This is a genomic window from Algoriphagus iocasae (genome assembly GCF_014206875.1).
Classification (GTDB): domain Bacteria; phylum Bacteroidota; class Bacteroidia; order Cytophagales; family Cyclobacteriaceae; genus Algoriphagus; species Algoriphagus iocasae.
The window spans coordinates 373,155-394,657 of the sequence record NZ_JACIJO010000002.1; the positions used below are offsets into that span (position 1 = coordinate 373,155).

Consider the following 21,503-nt stretch of genomic DNA (forward strand, 5'->3'; position numbering starts at 1 on the left):
AAATAAATTCCTTTAAATTCAAAATAATCTGTGATTTAAACAAATTCTTTAATTCAGAATAGAATTTTACATCTCAAAATGAAAAAAGGACACCAAAACGATGTCCTTTTTTCTAAAAACCAGAAAAGTTTATACTTCATCAAACTTTCTATATATCAACAGCAGGAACTCCTGAACTGGCTCTGTTTCAGTTTCCCAGTTTAATTCATTTACATATCTGGCATTAACCAAATTGATAGCTTCATTAAAGCTATTGCACTCATCAATCGATTTTAAGGCATGAGTCAGCAAATCGGAGTTACCATCAAATAATTCCTTTGTAAACATAAAGCGTTGGTTTATTGCCAAACTTTCTGACAATTCCCCAATTACTCCGCGCATCCCTTTGTAGGATTCTGAAGCAAATCTAGATTTTAAAGCCTGTGGATTTATTCCTTTACCATTTGCAGATGGCGCAACCGGCTCAGGAGTAGGCGAATGAATTTTGATTTCTTCCGGTTCTACTTTTTTCTCTTCAAATGTATGAGCTGCAGGCTCATTCTCTTCCATCTGATCAAAAAATGAAGTTTCTGACTCTTCTACTTTTTTGACGGGCTCAGAATAAGAGATCGCAGGTTCTGCCTTTTCAAAATAATGATCCAGATCAAACACCTTAACATCTCCAAAAGTCGCAAGCAACAAATTCTCTGACTCAAGAGAATCTTTCACCACCTGATAATTAGCGCTGATTGCCCGCTGATATTCTCCTTTATCCAAGCCAAAACCGGCTTTATCGATCAAGAAAGTAACAGCCCGGTCATGCCATTTATAATATTTTTTATTCTCCTTCAGATAATCATTTACTTTTCCATCTGGAGCCTTTGAAATTTCAGCCTGATAAAATGAAACAGGATCCGTTGCCAGCTGAACCGCCTGAGCTACTGCAGTCTCAACCAAAGGCTGAAGATGTTCTCTCTCCACCTTGATTCTTCTGGATAGTACGTTCATAAATTGGGTCAAAGCCTCATGAACGGCAATATCTCTATAATCAAAAAACGGGTTACTCTTCAATTTTGCCAGTTCATCCTGCCAAAGCTCGAAAAGGCGTTTGATTATAAAAAAATTCACCTGAGTACTACTTGTCAGCTGGATGATATCTTGACCAGTTATGTATTGCTTAGAAGAAAAAAAGCCGTCGCAGACGATGCTGGCGTATTCTTTGGCGTATTTTTCTAAATAATTGCTGTTAATTTGAATTGTCATTGAATAGTCTTGTTTAAAAAAACAACGTAAAAATGCCGCGAATAGTCATTCAAAATCTATTTAATCGAGAAATTTATTCGAAAGCAGTTCCTCGTAAAGTTATCGAAATAATTCATGAAAATGGCATTGATTGGATGCATGCTTGCGGGAAAAAAGGGCGATGCACCACCTGCAAAATAATTGTTTTGGAAGGAGAGGAAAATTTAAGCCCGCTCACTGAGGCTGAACAAAAATTTGCGGAGCAAGGAAGATTAAAAAAACAGGAACGGCTATCTTGCCAAGCGGAGTTGGGCTCTGGCGAACTAATCGTCAGAGTAGCAGAAATCAATAAATTTCCTCATTTAGAATACAGTCATTAAGGTATGTTTATCGAACCTTCGATAGGAAGGATTAAATCCCCAGAGCGAAAAGGGCAGATTGAAGTGATTTGCGGATCGATGTTTTCCGGAAAAACTGAGGAATTGATCCGGAGATTGAATCGAGCCAAGATTGCTAGGCAAAAGGTTGAAATTTTTAAACCTTCTATCGATAAAAGGTATAGTGATTCTGAAGTAATCTCCCATAACGAAAATGCAATCCGGTCTACCCCAGTGGATTTTGCAGGAGATATCTTATTACTTAGTGGCGATTGTGACGTAGTAGGAATCGATGAAGTTCAGTTTTTTGACCAGGAGATTGTCTCAGTTGCCCAGAATCTAGCCCGACAAGGAAAAAGAGTGATTCTGGCTGGCTTGGATATGGACTTTGAAGGTCAACCATTTGAACCCATGCCTCAGCTCATGGCGATAGCAGAATATGTCACGAAAGTGCATGCCATTTGCATGAAATGTGGTGATTTGGCGGCTTTTTCCTTTAGGCTTTCTGATGCAAAGCAAAAGGTCATGCTTGGAGAAAAAGAAGCCTATGAGGCCAGATGTAGAAAATGCTTTTTTGAGGATAAACGATAATGCTTCATAAGACCAAAGGAATCGTTTTAAGTTATATCCGATACAAGGAAACAAGCATCATTTGTAAAATTTTCACCCGTGAATTGGGCTTAAAATCCTATTTAGTCAACGGAGTAAGAAGTCAAAAAAGCAAGTCCACTATTGCCCTTTACCAGCCAATGAATGTCCTGGAAATGGTCGTTTACAATAAGGACAATTCCGGGCTTCAAAGAATATCAGAGGTAAAACTTCACCAAGCCAATCAATTAATTCCGTTTGATTTTAACAGGACAGGATTGGCCATGTTTATGACCGAAGTGATTTCAAAGTCTATTTTCGAAAATTATCAAAATGAATCATTATTTGATTTTTTGGAAGAGAGCATTTTCAAATTAGATCAGAAAGAAACCTCATTATTACACTTTCCACTCGTTTTTCTAATCGAGAATGCACGGTTTTTGGGCTTTGCCCCTGAAAGTGCTGAAGAATTTTTAACCGAAAATTTAGGACAACCTTTTGAAGTTACCGAGATCCCTTTGGCGGAGAATTTTATTGAAAAACTCATCCTCCATCAATATTCCTGTGAAGAAAAAGTGTCTTTGGGGTTAAGAAGGAAGGTTTTAGACCATTTGCTGGAATTTTATAATCAGCAACTGGAAAACAACCAAACTTGGAAATCAATGACTATATTAAGACAGTTATTGAGTTGAGTACAAATCATTTGGTGGGAAAAACATTCATTTAAAAATAAAATTTGCTTAATCCAACATGATCCTTTAATATTGTGTCGTAACGTGAATGTGCAAGTCAGCCCACTTTGACTTGAGTTTTTCCTGCAGAATTTTTTTTGCTCAGAAAATCAATCACGATCCCAAATACCGCATTTTACAATATCTTATTATTTCATACCCTCTTTATGTACAACATAGAAGAACTCAGAATCAGACTTCTGTCTGAGCTGAAGGAAATCGCTGAGGAACTTGGAGTTAAAAATCACAAAACTCTGAAAAAAGACGATCTAGTCTACGCGATCCTTGATCAGCAAGCAATCACCCCAGAAAAAGCTTTGCCGAAGAAAAAACCATCTGTAGCGGAAGCTAACCCTAAAGCGGAAGAAGTCACGAAAAGTGAAAATCCAAGTAAACCTTCTGCTGAGGAACCAGAGTTTAAACCTAAGTTCAAAAGGCAAAACGTAACGGAGATTCCTAAGGAAGCTCCAACGGAAAAAGCTTCTGTAGAAGAAGTGAAAAAGCCTGAACCAAGACCTGAAAGAGCTCCAAAACGCGAGCAACCAGCCAAAGCTGAAAAATCCGGAGCTGAGCCATCCAAAGAAGAGGATGCAAAAACCTTCAGACCAAGAAAAAGAGTTTTTGAAGAAAAGGGAAATGATGAAGTTCAGACCTCTCCTAGCCCAAGCAGCCCTTCAAGTGAAAAACCAGAGCAGGAAGTAGAATTACCAAAAAGAAAAAACTTCAAATCCCAAGACGAAGTTTTAGCTCCAGCCGCAGAAACAAGCCACCATTCCAACAGAAAACGTCCTTTTGTCAACGCAAGGGAATTTGATGGCGTAATCGTCAATGAAGGCGTTTTGGAAATGATGCAAGAAGGTTATGGTTTCCTTAGATCGCTTGATTATAACTATTTGGCATCTCCAGATGATATTTATGTTTCACCTAGCCAGGTGAAATTATTTGGTCTAAAAACAGGTGATCATATCAAAGGCTCTATTCGTCCTCCGAAAGAAGGAGAAAAGTATTTTGCCCTTTTGAAAATAGAAACTGTCAATGGAAAAACGACTGATGAAATCAGAGATCGGGTTCCATTTGAATACTTGACTCCACTTTTCCCGGAAGAAAGATTAAACCTTTCTACATCACCGGATAAGATGTCCACTAGAATTCTTGATTTGTTTGCTCCTATCGGAAAAGGACAAAGAGGGATGATTGTGGCGCAGCCAAAAACAGGTAAAACTGTCCTTTTGCAGCAGATTGCCAATGCCATTACTAAAAACCATCCTGAGGTTCATTTGATGATCTTATTGATCGACGAACGTCCGGAAGAAGTGACAGACATGGCACGTTCAGTGAATGCGGAAGTTATCTCTTCCACATTTGACGAAACTGCAGATCGACATGTGAAGGTTGCCAATATCGTTTTGGAAAAAGCGAAAAGAATGGTTGAGGTTGGTCATGATGTGGTGATTCTTCTAGATTCCATCACTCGACTTGCAAGAGCACATAATACTGTGGTGCCAAGTTCAGGTAAAATTCTTTCTGGTGGTGTCGATGCCAACGCATTGCATAAGCCTAAGAGATTCTTTGGTGCGGCAAGAAATGTTGAAAATGGAGGTTCATTGACCATCATTGCAACTGCTCTAGTCGAAACAGGTTCTAAAATGGATGAGGTAATCTTTGAAGAATTCAAAGGAACCGGTAACATGGAATTGGCTCTAGACCGTAAGCTTTCTAATAGAAGAATCTATCCTGCTATCGATGTATTGAGTTCAGGAACCAGAAGAGAGGATCTATTAATGGACAAAGAAGAGATGCAGAGAGTTTGGATCCTTCGTAAACTGATGAGCGATATGACTGCTCAGGAGTCTATGGAATTCCTACTTCAGAGAATGAAAGGAACCCGAGATAACGCTGAGTTTTTGATCAGTATGAATGGGTAATTTCTTATTTTAAAATTATTTCAAGCCCTTGAGTTGAACAATTCAAGGGCTTTTTTGTTTCGAATATTATCCAAATCTCCTGAAAAGTTCGTAGATCTTGGAAAAATCAATGGTATCATCAAATAATTTAAATAGCTTTTGCATTATATGAACTACAAATTTTTGTGTAAAGGTTTAAATATTGAATTAGGAATATTTACCTTTGCAATACCCTAAATTGCTTAATCACTAATTACTTGGGCCTACCCTAGCCCTTATTTCCAACAAACTATTTGATGAAGAATAGAATTCTGTTCGTTTTTCTGGTTTTCTGCTGTGCCCAGATGTTTTGGAGTGGAGAGGTTTGGGGTCAACAGTGCACAGGATGCAGTAGCACTAAAACTTATAATGGAAAGAATTCAGGGACAGTCACAAATGGTAGCTCTAATTGGACACCTACAGGAAAAATCAATAACGGATCGTCAATCCCTCGTTTTGATGGGACAAATGCTACCTATCATTGGGAAGAAAATGATTTAGAATTAGGGGGAGTAATATTGGCAAACGGAGCCGATTTAAGTTTAGATAGAGGAAATGAAGGAAATAACCCAGGCTTTAGCATCCAAGGAGGTTGTATTGTAATTGGAAGTGGTTCCACTTTAAGTTTGGTTTATATAACAGAATTAACAAACGTTACAATATGTGTAGAAGATGGAGGAAAGTTAATACTCGATTCGAGAGAATCGAGCCGAAATGATTTTACACTTTCTGGGGTTGAAATTAATCTACAAGGCCCCAACTCAGAATTAGTCATAGGTGAAGCTGATATTTTTATTGGTACTGGAGGGGTGAATATTACAGGTTGGACTGGAGATGCAACTGACCTTTGTCCAACTACTGTCTCTGGAGTCGCAGGTAGCTCAGGGAATATTTCTTGGACTTCCGATAGTGATGGTTCAGAAATATGTAAAATCTTAAATGCAAACGCTGGTTGTGGGCCCGCAGGATGTGATGTTATTGTAAATGGAAACACAATAACTGGAACGATCCAAAATGGGGCTACCATTTGCATTAGAGGCAATCGAAGCTATGCTATTGATCTTCAAAACAGAAGTGATCTAACTATCTGTGTTGCATCTGGAGTTACATTCTCAGGATTCTTTACCAATTATAATACATCTAATAAAATCACTGTCAATGTTTACGGAACTGTACAAGGTGATTTGACCTTAAACAATTCCCAAAGCTCTTTCAATGTATTTTCCAGCGGACGGTATAATAACTATGGAACCCTTAACATACAAAACGGTACGGCTTCCAATCAAGGAACGGTTTCGAATTCAATAAATGTGAACACAAATTCTTCTTATTTTAATTCAGGAACACAATCTGGTCAGGTAACTTTAAACAATTCCTCAGTATACACTAGTAATGGAACACAATCCGGACAAGTGATTGTTAATAACTCTTCCACCTTCACTAACTCCGGAAACTCTTCCAATACAATTACTCTTAACAATATCGGAAGTTATAATAATTCGGGTATTCAATCAGGAAATGTTACTATGAACCACCCAAATACCACCTTTTCGATTGCTAGTGGAGGGAGTCAAACAGGCGGAGTAGTTACTATTAATGATGGTTCATTTGTGAATAATGGATCCATCACAAGGCCTGTGACAGTTTCAGGTACAGGCTCTTATATCAATAATAATACTCATATAGGTAATTTATCTATAAATGGTAGTGGGTCAGTTACCAATAATGGAACGTTAAATATTTCCACCCTTAGCTTTGATACAAATGTGGCGACGATGACTTTTAACAATTCTTCATCTAGCACTTTAAATGTAACTAACTCAACCATAATGGCTGGCACGATTTCATTAAATGGGACCGCAACATTTAATAATGACGTAACTTTTTTTACAAATAATGATCCTACAAGTGTTATTCTAAATGGAAAAGCCACATTTAATAACAATTTAACGCTTCTAGCAAATAACGGGTCAAATGATGTAACATTAAATATTGGTGCAACAGGAGGAATTGAGGTAACCAATACTCTTAGTATTTCGAGAAATGGAATAATCAATCTGTCAAATGATTCTAATCTTACCCCTCTGCCTTATATTATTGCAGGAAACCTCACTTTTAGAGATGCCGGTGGTAGGGGAGGGATTTTAAATGCAAGAGAAAATACAGAAATATCTATTAATCAGACTTCTATAAATGGAGCTACAGGGGCTGAACTTAACATATATGGAAATTATACGACTAATTCAATAACATCTGGCGGTAGTGGTGGAAAGTTAAATTTAAGTGAAACTGGTAAATTATCTATTGCTACTAATCTAAATTTAGATGGAAATCTTACTGTGGATATTGCAGGTGAACTCTCGACAGGATCTATTACTTCAAATGGATCAGGAGGAAATTCTATAATTGTGAAAACCACAGGGAAAGTAACTACAACAGGTGATATTAATATAAATGGGTTTCCTTTCTCTTCAGAAGGAATGGCAAGTATTAGGGTCGGCAATGATTTAAAAGTTACAAGCTCTGGTCAATCCAAATTTTACGTAAATGACAATTCAGACATTTATGTTTCTGGGAATACCACAATCGATAATCTGTTTCAAATAAATGATGATGCTTTTGTCACATTTCAGGGAAGCGTCAATGTTGGTAGCTCAGGTTCTGCTTCCCTTACCCTAAATGACAATGCAGACATTCTTATCCAATCTAACCTAACTAAAACAAGCTATTGGAGTGGATCTGTAATTGTAAATGGCTCGAGTCAATTAGTAATATGCGATCAAAGGCGTCCTAGCGGCTCAATAACAGGAAGCTATCCTGAAGATTTATCAAATGATCAAATTTATGTTAATTCGAGCCCTGCCTACTACGGTGGCTGTCGAATTCTCCCTGTTGAATTCCTTAATTTTTCTGCAACTTATCAATCTTCAGAGCACCTAACTTCCTTGAATTGGTCTACAGGTAAAGAATGGGAAAATTCTCATTTCGAAATTGAGCGAGCTATTAATACTGTTAGAGAATGGGAAGTAATTGGTCGGGTAGAAGGCAATGGTTATTCAGATGGACCGGTTGAATATAGTTTCGAAGATCTTAACCTCCCTTTAAGTGGTGGATATGTCTTTTATAGAATAAAACAAGTAGACATTGACGGAAGCTATAGTTATTCCAATACTAGATCAATTAACATACCAAAGACTAATGCGGAAAGTATTTGGAAGATCTATCCAAATCCCACTTCAGGACAAGATTTCAATTTGCGCTTATTTAATTCAACTTACTATTCAGATGAGCTTATCCAAGTAAGGGTTGTTTCAGTATTGGGAAATTATAAGACGTTCTCCAGTTACAGCATTTCAGAATTATCAGTTCATATTGGAGATTATTTCAGTACAGCTTCAATAGGTATATATACCATTGAAATAACTTGGGGAAATCAAATAGAACTTCATAAAATCATTAGAAATTAATCAGTTGAGTTTTATTTTTTTAAAAAAATCTGAAAATTCATATTGATTTATTTAGTTTTTTACCCTCATTTGCACCAGTAAAATCAAATAAATTGAATTTTACTGATATAAACTTAAATATTTCAAACATTAAATCCACATCTGTGTATATAAAAAGCAGAATTTATTGTTTGACAAATAATTCACTCCTCTAAATAGAATGAAAAAACATGTACTTCTCTGGATTTGTTTGGCAATGGCAATTTTCTCATGTACCAATGAAACAGATCCTCTTCTTCAAGATTCGATTTTAATTAACAACGACTCAGAGTTATTGAGTCAAAGAATGTCCAGAGAAGGTTCCGGAGTTATAGGAATCACTGATCCAACACTGGAATCTGGAAGAATTTCGGAAGACGAAATCCCTGCATCTGAACTTCCATTGGTTTTAATTTCCCAAGTGACAGCTCCTGTGTATGATGGAAATACACTGAAGGCAACTCATGTCGATATTGATGGAAATTATGCCTTTGTTTCTTACAATACTGAAGGTCCTACCTATTTAGGTGCTATCGAAATTTTTGACATTTCTGATATTTATAATCCAAAAATCACTTCCCAAGCTATCTTTACCGATACTGATATAAGCTCTGTAGCTTATAAAAGCGGGAAATTATACTTGGCAGCAGCAGTTAATATTGATGCCAACTCAGAAGTGTCTTCACCAGCCAATTTAATTACCGTATCTGTTTCTGCAGGACAGTTCACTTCGGATTTTAATTATACTTCAGTTCCAGGTTTTGTAGCTACTGATGTCGCACATACAACAAATAACACTGCTTTAACCAGCGGAAACCCTGGAATTATTGGACTGTTTGATGTTTCCGATACTCCAGGGACTTCATCCGAAATGGAAGATCTGAGAGCGGTGGCATTTGGTAATGATAAATTGGCGGTATTGAGTGGCGTTTCAGGTGTTCATATTTTGGATCCAAATTCTCTTTCAGAAGTTCTTACGATTCCAATAAGCCTGGATGTGGCAGGAGCCAAAAGAACCATGGAAATCGAAAATAATCACCTATTTGTTTCTGAAGGAGCAAAAGGTGCAGGGATCTATGAAATGTCTGATGGTTCTTTGATCCAAAAACTTGCAATTCCAATCAATCCAGATGATGTAGAACCTGGAGATATTGTCACCAATGCAGTTTCTGTAGACGAAGGTCTATTATTTATGGCCAATGGAGCAGCTGGAATTTCCATTTCTGATGTTTCTGAAATCTCTTCTATCAAAGAATTCGGTGTACTGGACTTAGACGGATCCTCCAATTTTGTAAGAAATGAAGAAGAGTTTGTTTTTGTTGCCACCGGCTCCGGAGGATTACAAATCATGAAAATCAATGTTCAGGAAGAGACCCCTACTCCACCTACCGGATCTGGTATCAATTGCGAAGGTTTATCAGCTTATACCGGAAGCAGTAATCTTAATATCAATAGTAATGAGTCCCAAGCTTATACTGGAGCAGCATCACTGAAAAATGTCAATGTCGGCGGAACTTTCTTGTTTTGCGGATCTCTTGCTGTTGAACAAAATTTGAATATAAATAGCAATGGTTTAATGACTGTAAACGGTTCTTTCGCTTTTGGGCAGTATCGTAAAAATTCAACATTGAATATCAACAGCCAGTCGAAACTTCAACTTCATGGCAGCACTGTGATCTATGGTGATCTGAGACTGAATAGTGGAGCAACGCTTGAGTTTGTAGGTGAAGGGAATAGCATCACTGTATACGGAACGGTTACTGTCAATAGTGGGGCACAGATAACTGGAAGCTACACTGATACTGAAGGTAAACTAAATTAAACGAACTCCTTTCAATCCATCACGAAAGCCAATTTTTAATAGATTGGCTTTTTTTATCACCTAATTAAATAATTTTTATGAATTAATATGTAATACAGTCTATAAATACTATTTTCCCTCAAATTTTCAATATTTATTAAATGAGAACATATTTATTTTTAGCTAGTTACATGAAAATTTGGTAGAAATCTAATCAAAACCTGTTAAATTTGAAATGCAATTTTGTTTATACGAAATTTAATTTATGAATTAAGTTTTAATGAGTAGAATTCTATACCATTGTATATTATTATTCTTACTGATTTTTGTCGGGTGGGATGCGTATGGGCAATGCCCAACAGTCAATACATATACTTCGGGATCGAATACAATCATTATTCCCAGTGGGGTAACTTCAATTACGGTTGAAGCTTGGGGAGGAGGAGGAAGGGGCGGTTCTTGGTCTGGAACTGGTGCAGGAAATCAAGGTAAAGGTGGAGGTGGCGGAGGTGGAGCTTATTCACTATCTGTTCTAACTGTTACTCCAGGGGAAACTTATACTTATGTTGTCGGCTCAGGGAGCAACACCGCATCCTCTGGAGGAAATTCTAGATTCTATTTAACATCTTCCCCGGGTACAGACCTAGTTAGAGCAGTTGGTGGAAATTCAAGTGGTGATAACTCTTCTTTAGCTGGTGCTGGAGGAAGTGCAGCAAGCGGAGTAGGAACTATTAAATACTCTGGAGGAAATGGAGCTAATGGAACAAGTTCCTATGGCGGAGGTGGAGGGTCTTCATCAGGAACATCACTACCAGGTGTAACTGCCAACAATTTAAATGGGGCAACTGCTCCTTCAGGAGGAGGAAATGGCGGTAATGGTAGATCAGGATCAAGAGGTGCTGGTTCTAGTCCAGTTTCAGGTCCAGGAGGAGGTGGAGGTGGAGCATTTAAAGACAATAATACAAATCAACCAGGAGGATCAGGCGCGAATGGCCAAATAACTATTTCCTACTCACTTCCTGCAAATACCGCAATAAGCGCCGCCCCCAATCAGACACAATGCATTAATACAGCATTAACACCAATTACCTTCGCCACAACAGGGGCAACGGGCATAGGGGCTGCAACAGGTTTACCTGCCGGAGTTACCGCTAACTGGGCAAGTAATACAATTACAATTTCTGGAATACCTACAACAACAGGAGTATTTAGTTACTCTATCCCAATGACTGGTGGATGTATAACTGGTCAATCCCCAGCGACTGGAACCATCACTGTTACTCCAAACAATACAGTTTCAGCTGCATCTTCTACACCGACTCTGTGTATCAACGACCCATTAACCAATATCACACATACCACCACTGGAGCAACTGGAATCGGTGCTCCGACTGGATTGCCTGCTGGAGTAACAGCCGCCTGGGCAGGAAATACTATAACCATTTCGGGAACACCAACTGCTTCCGGTACCTTCAATTACTCCATCCCGCTTACCGGGGGATGTAACAATCCGGCCGTTAATGCTACTGGAACCATCACTGTTACTCCAAACAATACTGTTTCAGCTGCATCTTCTGCACCTACTCTATGTATCAACGAGCCATTAACCAATATCACACATACCACCACCGGAGCAACTGGAATCGGTGCTCCGACTGGATTGCCTGCTGGAGTAACAGCCGCCTGGGCAGGAAATACTATAACCATTTCGGGAACACCAACTGCTTCCGGTACCTTCAATTACTCCATCCCGCTTACCGGGGGATGTAACAATCCGGCCGTCAATGCTACTGGAACCATCACTGTTACTCCAAACAATACTGTTTCAGCTGCATCTTCTGCACCGACTCTGTGTATCAACGACCCATTGACCAATATCACACATACCACCACCGGAGCAACTGGAATCGGTGCTCCGACTGGATTGCCTGCTGGAGTAACAGCCGCCTGGGCAGGAAATACTATTACGATTTCAGGAACACCAACTGCTTCCGGTACCTTCAATTACTCCATCCCGCTTACCGGGGGATGTAACAATCCGGCCGTCAATGCTACTGGAACCATCACTGTTTCTCCAAATAATACTGTTTCAGCTGCATCTTCTGCACCGACTCTGTGTATCAACGACCCATTGACCAATATCACACATACCACCACCGGAGCAACTGGAATCGGTGCTCCGACTGGATTGCCTGCTGGAGTTACAGCCGCCTGGGCAGGAAATACTATAACCATTTCGGGAACACCAACTGCTTCCGGTACCTTCAATTACTCCATCCCGCTTACCGGGGGATGTAACAATCCGGCCGTCAATGCTACTGGTACGATTTTCGTCAATCCTAATGCATCAATTGATAATTTTGACATTAATCTTTGTACAGGGGGTTCATTTTCTATTACTCCTTCAAATGGTACAGATGGTATAATCCCGGCAGGAACCACTTATTCTTGGAATCCGCCGGCAGTAACAGGAGGGATAACTGGTGGAGCGTCAGGGACTGGAGCAAATAGTATTTCTGGTACTTTGGTTAACCCAACGGGTTCTTCCCAAACTGCAACTTATACTGTTACTCCACTCAGCGGAACATGTGCAGGAATGCCTTTTACTATTACTGTTACCGTAGATCCAATTACTGCGATTACAACTCAGCCAGATAATACTGACCGTGTTGAATGTTTTGGAGATGGTTTTAACCCATTAACAGTCGTAGCAGAAGGTGGAGACTTAAGTTACCAATGGTATTCTGTTCCAACACAAACAAATTCAGGTGGTACTGCAGTATCTGGAGCTACCTCTGACACATTTACTCCTCCCTCCACTACAGAAGGAATTTCCTTTTATTATGTTGTTGTTACAGGAAATTGTGGAATTGAAACCTCCACAGTTTCGGGAGAATTTAGAGTCAATCCTCCCATAACGGTCATTGATCTTGATCCATCCACTTCAGATGAAACAGAGTGTTTGGGAGATCCTTTTCCAACATTATCCGTTTTAGCGTCTGGTGAAGGAACTGTCACTTATCAATGGTACAGAAATACTTCAGATTCAAATACAGGAGGAACCTTAATATCAGGTGCCAATAGTGAGGATTATACCCCATTATCAGACGAAGTCGGAACATATTATTATTATGCAGTAGCTTCAAGTAATTGTGGAACGGTCCCATCGGCTGTATCCGGAGCATTCACAGTAACACCTCCAACTTCCATTGATAGTGAAGAATTAGGTGGACAGACAATTTGTGATGTTGATACGTTCGATCCTATCTCAGTTGATGCCATTGGAACTGGCACGCTGCATTATCAATGGTATAGCAACACCACAGCTTCCAAGACTGGACCAGATGTTACAGCTGTCGGAACAGATTCGGATACATTTACTCCCCTAACCACAGCCCAAGGAACCACCATGTATTATTTTGTTGAGGTTTCTAGTGCTTGTGGAACTAATGTGATTTCAAATCTATCTGGAGCATTTACAGTTAGTATTGATAATACTGCAGCCGCTCCATCTTCTGACCCAACAGTTTGTATTAATACTACTTTGCCAAGTGTTACTATTGCCACCACAGGAGCAACAGGTATTGCAAATGATGGCGACAATTCAGGTGTAAATGGACTTCCAGTAGGGGTTTCCGCAACATGGTCAGGTGATATAATTACCATCTCAGGTACACCATCAGAATCAGGAACATTTAATTATGCTATTCCTTTAACAGGAGGTTGTGGAATTGTTGAAGCAACAGGAACAATTACTATAACACCTGATAACACTGCTGCCGCACCTTCATCTAGTCCAACACTTTGTATAAATACTGCCTTGACTAGTATTACAATCGGAACTACTGGAGCAACAGGTATTTCAAATGATGGTGACAATACGGGCGTAAATGGTCTTCCAGCTGGGGTTTCTGCAACATGGGCCGGTAATACTATTACCATTTCTGGAACTCCTACAGTTTCTGGAACATTTAATTATTCCATTCCGATGACAGGAGGTTGTGGAACTGTGAATGCCACAGGAACCATCACAGTTACGCCGGATAATACTGCCGCTGCACCTTCTTCTAGTCCTACACTTTGCATTAATTCTCCTCTTTCAGCTATTACAATAGCTACGACAGGGGCAACGGGAATTGCAAATGATGGAGACAATACAGGCGTAAATGGTCTTCCAGCTGGAGTATCTGCAACATGGGCTGGTAATACTATTACCATTACTGGAACTCCAACCGAATCTGGAACATTTAATTATTCGATTCCAATGACAGGAGGATGTGGAACTGTCAATGCAACTGGTACAATTGAGGTTACTCCATTAGCTACAGTTAGCGCTCCTTCTGTATCATTCCCAAGTGTATGTATAAGTAGCCCAACACTTACACCATTTACTCAAACCACATCAGGAGTAACAGCTATTGATCAAGACGGAGTGCCTGGTGTAAATGGATTACCTCCCGGTATTTCTGCTACATTCTCTGGAAATACAATCACTTTTTCTGGAACAGCGACTACTACAGGGCTTTATACCTATAATATACCATTAACAGGAAGTTGTATTAATGGCCTGACAGCCACGGGAACAATAGATGTTACTCCCGATTATGAATTGACTTCAGTCTCCTCTGTATCTGCAACTGTGGCAGGAGGTTCTGCGAATATTACGATTAATGGAAATCTAGCTAAACTTCCCAATGGAATTTATGAAGTCACTTATATCCTTGATGATGGTATAAATCCTCCCGCCGAGTACACTTCTTCTTCATTTTCGGTATCAAATGGCAGGGGATCGTTCAACTCCATCCCACTTGATGATGAAGATGTAGATGTCTATACTCTTACTATAAAAAACATTAAAAAAGTAACAGACGTATGTACGATAGACTTGGATGTTAATGACCCAGTCAATACCACCTATTTCAGCGTTTGCGGCGCTCCGTTTAATTCAAACGGAACATTTTATGTCCCTGCAGGGATTTTAGAGGTGACTATTCAGGCTTTCGGAGCTGGAGCAAGTGGAGAATCCAAGTTAATTACGATTCCTGTGACTCCGGGTGAACCCCTAGGAGTTTTTGTTGGCCAAAATAATGGGTCCCTTGTTCCAAATGGGAGAAATACTTACGTTACCCGCGATTCTTCACTTCCAGACGCAGTAACAAGCAGCCTTATCTATGCCGCTGGTGGAGGTGGTGCCGGAGACAATGGACAGGTTCTGATATCTTATTCATGTCCTGACGCAAACTCCTTTGATTGTATTGAGGTCATTGATGATGGAGCTGTAAGTGGGATTGCTGTTATTGAATTTATTTGCGACACAGATTGGGATGCTCCTCAAGGCTTGACTGAATTTACGGTAACTTCTGTAGGTGGCGGTGGTGGTGGTGGAATGGGCAAAGCTGCTGGTGGAGGTGGAGCTGGCGGATTTGCTCAAACTACGGTAAATGTAAGTAACCCTTATGGCTTACCCGCAAGCAGTACATTTGATATAATTGTTGGTGATGGTGGTAGCGGAGCGACCTCAACTTCAATGAGAGGTTTTAATGGGGATAGTTCCTCTGTAACTGGAATTGTTGACGGTAATCCATTCATTCTTAGTGCAAAGGGTGGCGGCGGAGGTGGATCAGATAATTTACCTGCTGGAGGGTCCGGTGCTTCTGGCGGAGGAGGTGCCTTTAACGGAATTCTCACAGGAGCTGATGTAGTGAATAATAATGGAGGTAGTGGATCTACTGGTTTTAATGGAGGTGGAAGTGCAAAAAAAACCTTCACTAATGATCCAACTAAAGGTGCCGCAGCTGGTGGTGGTGGTGGAGGTGCAGCTTATACTCTTCAAAAAGACCTTGATGGCCAAGCTGCCGGAGCTGGAAATGCATTCGGTGGTGAGGGAGGAAATGGATCTTCTTTCACACTCGGTGGAATTACTTACTACTTTGGTGGTGGTGGTGGTGGAAATGGATTTAACTTTGAAGGTAATTCACAAATGCAATCTCCGGGTCCAGGTGGCGAAGCGCCAGACGGTAGTTTATTAGGTGGAAATGGTAGCGTCACAGGATCAGGAACCAACGGAGCATCTCGCACTGGATCTGGTGGCGGAAGCGGAACTGGTGGTGGAGGATACGGTGGAACAGGTCGCGTTTTTATTACTTATCCTGTTTTCCGCATCCTCCAAGTCGAATACCAATCTTTTGAAGCGAACTTCAATGATGAAAATCGAACTGGAGAACTAAATTGGAGAACCTCTAAAGAATGGGAGAACTCTCATTTTGAAATAGAGAGAGCTGTTAATACTACCAATCAGTGGCAGAAAATCGGTGAAGTCAAAGGTCAAGGCTATTCTGAATCTCCAACTGAATATGCATTTATAGATCAAACTCTGCCTACGACCGGTGGGAATGTATTCTATCGATTAAAGCAGGTGGACTATGATGAATCGTTCTCTTATAGTGTGACAAGATCTATTCAGGTTCCTGGACTCAAAGGAAAAACCAATTGGATCATTTATCCTAACCCAAGTGAAAACAGAACATCTGTGGTAGTAGGACTATTAAATACTGCCAAGTACAATGATGAACCAATCATTATTAGAATCTCGGATGTAAGAGGCGTGGTGCAAACCTATACAGCAGCAACACTTGAAGAAGTTAACACTGCAGTGAATTCGTATTTGGAAAATGCCATTTCTGGAATTTACATCGTCCAGTTTATTTGGGGAGATCATTCTGAACAAATCAAAATCGTCAGAAAATAAATACCCATTAAAAAACTAAGCCCTTTGAATATTTTTCAAAGGGCTTAGTTTTTTATATTTCTCGAATTCTATTCATCTTCTTCTTTCCTTCTGGGAGCCTTCGCTTGACCTAATCCCAAAGCACCTTTCAATCCACTAAATGTAGCTCGCCACCAACCACCAAAAATAAATTTCGACTGATCTCTCTCATAATAAATTCTAGAAATAACCCGCTTGTTCAAAAACTTTCTCGGATTATCATTTTTAACAATCGTATTAGCCAAAAATGTCAATAGGTTGAGTTTACCCGTTCCCCTTTCCAAAGTCAAACTATCTAAAAACTCAATTTTCAAATCTTCATATTGAAAATCCATATCCCCTCTGGCCACATCATCATCGACAGTAAAATTCCATTTTCCATCAGTCACTTTTCCGTCAAGAACTTTTACAAACACTCCTCTAGACACCATATTGTTAATTGAGGTAAGATCAAATTCTCCCATCTCTATCTGAACCTCCATTGGGTAAGGATCTTTATAAAACAATTTAGCATGAAGGTTGATTTCTCCCTCTCCCATCAACTTGGTATTGGCTTTCACCTGAGTAAACTCGTAAGGAAACTCTTCCTCTTCTTTAGTCATCACAAATGGAGACATGACCATATTTAAATCCCCAAAGTAAATTGCCCCTGGAAGCATTGATTTTGGACCAAACTCTTGGTAACGGATAATTCCATTTCTAATCTTGACAGAATCTATTTCCAAATCAAAAGAAGCATTCCTAAGCAAATCCTGAGGCATGGGCTTATAAACCCCTTCCTTTAAAGGAAGTCTTTTATCCCTAAAAACATCTAATTCCAAATTATCTAAAAAGATCTGTTGAGCTCTGATTTTTTTGTTTTCAAAGTACTCCTTGAAATCAATATTCTCCAAAGTGACTTTTTTAATCAATCCATCAATAGCATCAGATTGAAATCCTTGTTGGTTCAAATAATTATAACGCCCGACTGATGGACCAAAACTGATATTTTCTACAATCAGATCATTATCCAGAAAACTAATTTTCCCAATTTCCACCTTATTCAGACTATCCTCCGATAATAGATGATAATTTGACAAGGAAAGATTCAGATCTTTTTCAAGTAATAACTGCGGACTTATGCTTTGATTTTTACCAATTAAATCGAGGTTTAGATCATCCAACTCGAAATTTACACCATCAAAAGATAATCGATCAATTGGTCCTGTTTCTTTATTAAATAAAGAGATTTTGCCATTATTGATTAAAATATCCTGTAATAAAATAGACTGGATTAATCCGGGTTTATCTTTTGGTTTTGACTTCTTCTCAACCTTTTCTTTCTCTGCTGAATCCAAATAGATTTCAAAAACAGGATTTGTCAGAATAATTTTCGTCAAATCAAAAACTCCAGTTTCCTGAATCTCTTTCAGAGTATTATTCTGTAGAGATAAACTTTCAATTTTGGCAGAAATGATTGGAGATCCAGGCGCAATATTGGTTTCCTTTGGAATGACTTCAAAATTTGAAAATATAGTTGCGTCAAGTGTGTTGTCCACATCTACACTGGAAAACTTGATGGTATGCAAACTATCAGGCAAAGTAAACAAGAAGTCCTGCAGTGATAGATTTATCTGAGAAAACAAACCGGAAAGGTCTTCTCTGGTATTTGAGGCAGAATCAAAAGTAAATCCTTGGATCCCCAAGTCAAATTTTGTTTGAATAGACTGAGCTTCCCTGGTTCCTGATCGAAAATTGATACCCAAAGTGGAATTAACAGCTTCAATAGAATCTATCTTCAGAAATTCAATGGATTTTGGAAGCGCTTTTTTTACCTCCTTTTTTGATTCAGCCTCATCCTTTTTGAAATCCCTGTCAATTTCTATGTTGATTTCACCACCTGTCACTGAAAGATTTTCTAAATCCAACATATTTTCAAACAGGAAAGACTCAATATCCACTCCTTTAAATGCGACTTGCGGAAGGGAAAGAGATAGTGCAATTTTGCTGTCCAAATTAGCTCCTGGCATCAATTTCAAACTGTCAATAAGTATGGTTTGATCAAGAGAATTATAGCTCAAATTATTGGTAGTAGCCACATAATTGCCCCCGGCAAGATTAAATGCATAATTATCTAATATTAGATCAATCTCTTCCGAAAAGAATGTCTTGTTTTCGGAATTTGTCCCAGATCGATCTACATAGAAATTCAGGAGACTTAAAGAGAAATTATCCTCCTGAAAAGCTATATCCTTGGAACCAGAATAATTTTCATATTTTATTTTACCCTGAGAAAAGCTTAAAGAATCAATTTTGAGAACATTAAAATAGGATGTCAACAGATCAACGATTTCTCCGCTGGATTCTATTGAAGCAGTCCCTTTTGGATTTTGTTTCTTCCGGAACCTTGTCATTTCCAACTCCGGATTAGGGATTAGAATTTGTTTGATTTCTAACCTCTCCTCTTCAAAAGCTGCCTTCACATTAAATCCTTCTGCTCTAAACTCCGGTATATGGAAATCCAAAATCACACTTTTGCCATAAGCATCTAATACTTGTTGAACTTGATCTGGATTTTCCGGTTTGATAACCAATCCTTTGATGGACAATAGAGAATTTTTTGAATCAATGGTCACATTATCGGCCATGAAGTCATGTAAATTATCTCTAAGTTTTAGGTGATATTTATCCAAACTCAAAACCAGATCTTTAGCAAAGAATAATTCACTGATACTTTGAGAAGAATTTGGCTGAATAAAAACATCATCAAGCTCGAGACTAAAGCTTTCGAATCCAATATCATTGCTTCGCTCCCCAGCTTCATTCTTAAATTGGATCTTGCCATTATCCAAATCAAATTTGCCGATCTTGACTGTTGATAAATACCCTTCCAATAAGTCTTTAACTGTAACTCTCTTCTCAGAAGCACCTTCCTTTTTTCTCAATTCTGTGATCTCCACTTCTGGTGAATTGAGCATCAACACATCCATTTCAAAATCTCCTTCATTATAAAGGAGTTTTAAGTTGGCTTGAGTCAACTCCATTTTGGGAAGAGAAATTTTTATGACATGAGAGGGATCTTTACTTTCCACAGCGCCATCTCTGGGCTGTAAACTGACATTTTCGATCGCTATTTCATCTTTGAAAGAAGAAACGCTTATTCGTTCTCCATTGATCAAATGAACCTCATCAGACAAGTATAAACTTCCATTTCGGATTTCCATAGAAGCATCCTCTCCATAGAAAAATTGGTTTTGTTTTTTTTCTTCATCTCCACCCAGATAAAACTCAACCATTTTAAAATCAAGACCTTCTACATCTATCCTGTTTTTCAAAGTATCATAAGCATCTGAGGAAATAAATTTTCCATTATTAATTGCCAGTTCTTTGATAGAAATGGATTCTAACAAGCCCTCAATTAATTCATTAAGATCGCCTGTTCCAGCACTGTCTTTCTGGGTCTTTCCTAATTTTTCAACTTTGAAATGTGGATCATCTAAAACTATTTCATCTATCAAAACCCGAGAAGTCATAAAAGCCTGGTTCAAATCGACATTTCCGACTCTCAATTGGTTTAATTCTGCCGTATAATAAGACTTACTCTCTTTGTCTTTATTCGGGGACAATTTAAAATTCTCTAGATCCATTTGGTTATCCAGCGAACTGATAAATACTTTATCCGCAGTAATTTGATGTACATCATCTGGCAAAGGAAAATTGACATCCTCCAAATCAAATTCAAAGCCTCGGGCATTGAAGGGCGTTTCCCATTCTTCTTGAGTCGTAAGATTGATGTCCCGAACTAGCAACTTTGTGTTTTGGGCTTTAAGAGAATTTTGACTTAAGAAATTCAGGAAAAATAAATCTGCATGATTGATTTCCAACTCCCTAACAAACAAAGCATTCAGCTTAATTTTGGCTATACTTTTCTGAATTTCCTCCTCTAGTTTTTTGATTGGAGATTCTTTTTTAGTTCTCAAAGAATCTGACTCGGAAACCTCAGTATCAGCATTTTCCGGAAGATTCATGCTGATATTTGGGTTATCAAACTGAAGTCTTCCTATGTAAAATATATTATCAGAGAAACTATACCATAACCCTTTAAAGGCTAATTCATCAAGTGAAAAATCAAAAAGTGTCTGTCCGGGTTTCGCCCCAATTTCATCCGCAGGCTTCATAATTATCCCATCGAGATACACTCCTCTACGCAAAAGAGAAAAATTGATCCTGTTGAATTCTACGTTATAAACATCCGAAGTAGCGTCGTTGATTTTGGTTCTTGCCCAATTTGACAAAAAGAGATTAGATCCAAAATAAACTATAAATTCCAAAAATAGGAGTCCCAAAAAAGCGAACATAACCCATTTCAGAATTTTCTTTCGAAAGGGATGGGACGATTTAAATTGATGTTTTTGTTTTAACATTCGCTCTAAATTTAACCTAAATTACCCAATTTGAACAAAAAATATATTTTGGTAAAAGTGTCGGTAAACGAAAAAAAGCAACGTGGTAGCGTTGCTTTTTCTTGCTGTAGGAGAAGGATTCGAACCTCCACGGGGTAGTTAGGCAATAGTCCGGTTTGAATTACGCTTTGTTCAGTTCCAGTCCCGAA

9 protein-coding genes are annotated in these 21,503 nt (G+C 38.8%); 7 read left to right on the forward strand and 2 right to left on the reverse strand.

All coding sequences use genetic code 11. From position 1 onward, the window contains the following. Positions 1-129: 129 nt before the first annotated feature. Positions 130-1,242: a hypothetical protein gene (locus FHS59_RS09090; RefSeq protein ID WP_184494834.1), complete on the reverse strand. Its 1,113-nt coding sequence runs from the start codon at positions 1,240-1,242 to the stop codon at positions 130-132. Positions 1,243-1,274: 32 nt separating this feature from the next. Between FHS59_RS09090 and FHS59_RS09095 the strand changes: the two genes are divergently transcribed. The 7 genes from FHS59_RS09095 (at position 1,275) to FHS59_RS23435 (ending at position 16,894) form a co-directional block, all read left to right on the forward strand. Then, complete coding sequence (locus tag FHS59_RS09095) at positions 1,275-1,601, forward strand: 2Fe-2S iron-sulfur cluster-binding protein (RefSeq protein ID WP_184494835.1); 327 nt, start codon at positions 1,275-1,277, stop codon at positions 1,599-1,601. A 3-nt stretch (positions 1,602-1,604) separates the two neighbouring features. Continuing rightward, positions 1,605-2,189: a thymidine kinase gene (locus tag FHS59_RS09100; RefSeq protein ID WP_184494836.1), complete on the forward strand. Its 585-nt coding sequence runs from the start codon at positions 1,605-1,607 to the stop codon at positions 2,187-2,189. Continuing rightward, positions 2,189-2,878: a DNA repair protein RecO gene (gene recO, locus FHS59_RS09105; protein ID WP_184494837.1), complete on the forward strand. Its 690-nt coding sequence runs from the start codon at positions 2,189-2,191 to the stop codon at positions 2,876-2,878. The genes FHS59_RS09100 and recO overlap by 1 nt, the downstream gene beginning before the upstream one ends. Before the next feature lie 206 nt (positions 2,879-3,084). After that, complete coding sequence (gene rho / locus FHS59_RS09110) at positions 3,085-4,842, forward strand: transcription termination factor Rho (protein ID WP_184494838.1); 1,758 nt, start codon at positions 3,085-3,087, stop codon at positions 4,840-4,842. A 275-nt stretch (positions 4,843-5,117) separates the two neighbouring features. Continuing rightward, positions 5,118-8,327 carry a beta strand repeat-containing protein gene (locus tag FHS59_RS09115; RefSeq protein ID WP_184494839.1) on the forward strand — a complete coding sequence of 1,070 codons (3,210 nt, stop codon included), beginning with the start codon at positions 5,118-5,120 and terminating at the stop codon, positions 8,325-8,327. A gap of 199 nt (positions 8,328-8,526) precedes the next feature. Continuing rightward, positions 8,527-10,167: an LVIVD repeat-containing protein gene (locus FHS59_RS09120; protein WP_184494840.1), complete on the forward strand. Its 1,641-nt coding sequence runs from the start codon at positions 8,527-8,529 to the stop codon at positions 10,165-10,167. 259 nt (positions 10,168-10,426) lie between these two features. Next, the gene (locus FHS59_RS23435) at positions 10,427-16,894 is read left to right on the forward strand and encodes a glycine-rich domain-containing protein (RefSeq protein WP_184494841.1); all 6,468 of its coding nucleotides are present in this window, start codon (positions 10,427-10,429) and stop codon (positions 16,892-16,894) included. A gap of 68 nt (positions 16,895-16,962) precedes the next feature. Here FHS59_RS23435 and FHS59_RS09130 read toward each other — a convergent pair whose 3' ends face one another. Then, a complete protein-coding gene (locus tag FHS59_RS09130; protein WP_184494842.1) occupies positions 16,963-21,186 on the reverse strand; it encodes a hypothetical protein in 4,224 nt (1,407 codons plus the stop codon). Positions 21,187-21,503 lie beyond the last annotated feature (317 nt).

Coding starts and splice junctions, on each gene's coding strand:
- FHS59_RS09090 (WP_184494834.1), bottom strand. CDS start 1,242: ATGACAATTCAAATTAACAGCAATTATTTAGAAAAATACGCCAAAGAA.
- FHS59_RS09095 (WP_184494835.1), top strand. CDS start 1,275: ATGCCGCGAATAGTCATTCAAAATCTATTTAATCGAGAAATTTATTCG.
- FHS59_RS09100 (WP_184494836.1), top strand. CDS start 1,605: ATGTTTATCGAACCTTCGATAGGAAGGATTAAATCCCCAGAGCGAAAA.
- recO (WP_184494837.1), top strand. CDS start 2,189: ATGCTTCATAAGACCAAAGGAATCGTTTTAAGTTATATCCGATACAAG.
- rho (WP_184494838.1), top strand. CDS start 3,085: ATGTACAACATAGAAGAACTCAGAATCAGACTTCTGTCTGAGCTGAAG.
- FHS59_RS09115 (WP_184494839.1), top strand. CDS start 5,118: ATGAAGAATAGAATTCTGTTCGTTTTTCTGGTTTTCTGCTGTGCCCAG.
- FHS59_RS09120 (WP_184494840.1), top strand. CDS start 8,527: ATGAAAAAACATGTACTTCTCTGGATTTGTTTGGCAATGGCAATTTTC.
- FHS59_RS23435 (WP_184494841.1), top strand. CDS start 10,427: ATGAGTAGAATTCTATACCATTGTATATTATTATTCTTACTGATTTTT.